The following is a 2669-nucleotide window of genomic DNA, read 5'->3' on the forward strand; positions in this document are numbered from 1 at the left end:
TGACAAAGCTGCGCGCGGATACCGGCGCGCAGCTTTGTCACTTCCGCGATGAGCGCCTCGCGGTCCATTCTCTCTAGATCATCGTCCATCGCTCGTCTCCGCTCGATAAAGCAGGCTGGAGTCCCCGTAGGAGTAGAACCTGTAGCGGCTCTCGATGGCATGCGCATAGGCCGAACGCATCGCGTCCAGTCCGCTGAAGGCCGAGACCAGCATGAACAGCGTCGAGCGCGGCAGATGGAAATTGGTCATCAACATGTCAGCTGTCTTGAAGCGGTAGCCGGGGGTGATGAAGATATCGGTCGGCCCGGACCAGGCCTCGATCCTGCCATCCTCAAGCGCAGCACTTTCCAGAAGGCGCAGCGAGGTCGTGCCGACGGCGACAAGCCGCCCTCCCCGCGCCCTTGCAGCGTTGAGCGCGTCTGCCGTTTCTTGGCTCACCAAGCCCGTTTCCGCGTGCATCTTATGGTCGGCGGTGTCGTCGGTCTTAACCGGCAAAAAAGTGCCGGCGCCGACATGCAGCGTGACGAAGCGCCGCTCGATGCCCTTGGCTTCCAGCGCTGCAAACAGCTCCGGCGTGAAATGCAGGCCGGCGGTGGGGGCCGCGACCGCGCCCTCTTCCCTGGCATAGATGGTCTGGTAGTCGCTGCGGTCGCGCTCGTCGTCATCTCGCCTCGAGGCGATGTATGGCGGCAATGGGATGTGGCCTACGGCGTGCATTGCCTCGTCGAGAAAGACGCCCGAGAGGTCGAAGCCGAGCAACACCTCGCCCGCCTCGCCTTTCTCGATCACCGTCGCGTCGAGCTGGCCGAGAAAGCAGGAATTCTGGTCGTGGCCGAAATGAATGCGGTCGCCGACGGCGATGCGCTTGCCGGGCCGCATGAAGGCCCGCCAGCGGTCCGGCGCGAGCCGCATATGCAGCGTGGCCTCGACCTGCGCCATCGCTTCGCCGCGCTTGCGGATGCCTTTCAGCTGGGCCGGAATGACCTTGGTATCGTTGAATACCAGCACGTCGCCTTCTCTCAGCAGCGACGGCAGATCGCTGACGGTGCGGTCGCGCAGCGTTTCGCCCGGTTTGACCACCAATAGCTTGGCGCTGTCGCGCGGCTCCGCCGGGCGCAGCGCAATGCACTCCTCCGGCAGGTCGAAGTCGAAAAGATCGACGCGCATTAGTAGAGCCGGATGAGCAGCGCTCCTACGAGCAGCAGCACGGCGCCGGCCACGCGGCCAAGCGAGACCTCGCGCACGGCAACACCAAGGAAGCCGGCACGGTCGACCAGCATGCCGGCGATCAGTTGGCCGGCGACCAGGAAGGCCATCAGCGCCGCCGCGCCGATGCGCGGCGTGAGAATGGTGGAGAGCGTGACGTAGAATCCGCCGAGCATGCCGCCGGCGACGAACAGCCAGGGTGCCGGCGCCTTCCAGTCGAGCGAGAGGCCCTGCAGCTTCACCACGGCGACCGCGATGATACCGAGAACGACGGCGCCCGACAGGAACGAGAAAGCGGCGGCCGCGACCGGAAGGCCGAGGCCGCGCGCCAGTTGCGAGTTGATCGGCGCCTGGATGGCGATGAAGGCGCCGGACAGGATGCCGAGCAGGGACCAGACTGCGCCCATCATCGTTCTATGCCTTACTTGACGTCGGCCGCGACCTTCAGCGACACGATCTTGTCGGGATCCTGCACCGGCTCGCCGCGCTTGATCTTGTCGACATTCTCCATGCCTTCGATAACCTGGCCCCAGACCGTGTACTGGCGATTGAGGAAGGAGGCATCGTCGAAGCAGATGAAGAACTGCGAGTTCGCCGAGTTCGGGTTCTGCGCCCGCGCCATCGAGCAGGTGCCGCGGCCGTGATTGGCGTTGGAGAATTCGGCCTTGAGGTCCGGCTTGTCGGAGCCGCCCATGCCGGCGCGCGACGGAGCGAAGGTCGGCTTCGAGGAGTTGCCGAACTTGACGTCGCCGGTCTGCGCCATGAAGCCGTCGATGACACGGTGGAACACCACGCCGTCATAGGCGCCCTCGCGAGCCAGTTCCTTGATACGCGCGACGTGACCGGGCGCAAGGTCCGGATACATTTCGATGACGACCTCGCCCTTGGTCGTTTCCATGATGAGCGCGTTCTCGCGGTCCTTGATCTCAGCCATGTCAGAAAATCCTTTTGAAAATCGAGTAGTTACTTGTTGTCGGCAGCGATGCGAACTTTGATCATGCGGTCCGGGTCCTTGACCGTGCCGTTGTCCGCCTCATCGCCCTTCTTGATCTTGTCCACCAGATCCATGCCGCTCTCCACCTTGCCGACAATGGTGTACTGCCCGTCGAGGTTCGGCGCGGGCGCGAACATGATGAAGAACTGGGAATTGGCCGAGTTCGGGTCCTGTGAGCGGGCCATGCCGACCACGCCACGGGTGAATTGCTCGGTCTGCGAGAACTCGGCAGGCAGACCGGGAAGGTCGGATCCGCCCGTGCCGACAGCCTCGGGATTAAAACCCTTCTTCATGTTGCCGAACTTGACGTCGCCGGTCTGGGCCATGAAGCCGTCGATGACGCGGTGGAAGGCGACATTGTCATAGGCGCCCTCGCGCACCAGCTTCTTGATCTGCGCCACATGCTTCGGCGCGAGATCGGGACGCAGCGCGACGGTCACGTCACCCTCCTTCAGCGTGATGATCATGG

At 63.8% G+C, this 2669-nt stretch carries 4 protein-coding genes; all 4 read right to left on the reverse strand.

Annotation, left to right across the window (positions count from 1 at the left end):
• Positions 1 to 78 precede the first annotated feature (78 nt).
• The 4 genes from queA to EOA60_RS27825 are packed head-to-tail and all read right to left on the reverse strand — an operon-like array spanning position 79 to position 2667.
• Positions 79 to 1167, reverse strand: coding sequence for a tRNA preQ1(34) S-adenosylmethionine ribosyltransferase-isomerase QueA (queA, locus tag EOA60_RS27810; RefSeq protein ID WP_095825318.1), 1089 nt, complete (start codon positions 1165 to 1167; stop codon positions 79 to 81).
• Positions 1167 to 1616, reverse strand: coding sequence for a DMT family transporter (locus EOA60_RS27815; protein ID WP_095780558.1), 450 nt, complete (start codon positions 1614 to 1616; stop codon positions 1167 to 1169). Before EOA60_RS27815 ends, queA begins: the two co-directional genes overlap by 1 nt.
• Before the next feature lie 11 nt (positions 1617 to 1627).
• Positions 1628 to 2140 (reverse strand): peptidylprolyl isomerase, encoded by a 513-nt coding sequence (locus tag EOA60_RS27820; RefSeq protein WP_066992487.1) that lies wholly within the window; start codon positions 2138 to 2140, stop codon positions 1628 to 1630.
• A gap of 29 nt (positions 2141 to 2169) precedes the next feature.
• On the reverse strand, positions 2170 to 2667 hold the full coding sequence (locus EOA60_RS27825; protein WP_245479183.1) for a peptidylprolyl isomerase: 498 nt from the start codon (positions 2665 to 2667) through the stop codon (positions 2170 to 2172).
• Positions 2668 to 2669 lie beyond the last annotated feature (2 nt).

Origin of the sequence: Mesorhizobium sp. M1A.F.Ca.IN.020.06.1.1, from assembly GCF_004023265.1 — a bacterium.
Classification (GTDB): Bacteria; Pseudomonadota; Alphaproteobacteria; order Rhizobiales; family Rhizobiaceae; genus Mesorhizobium.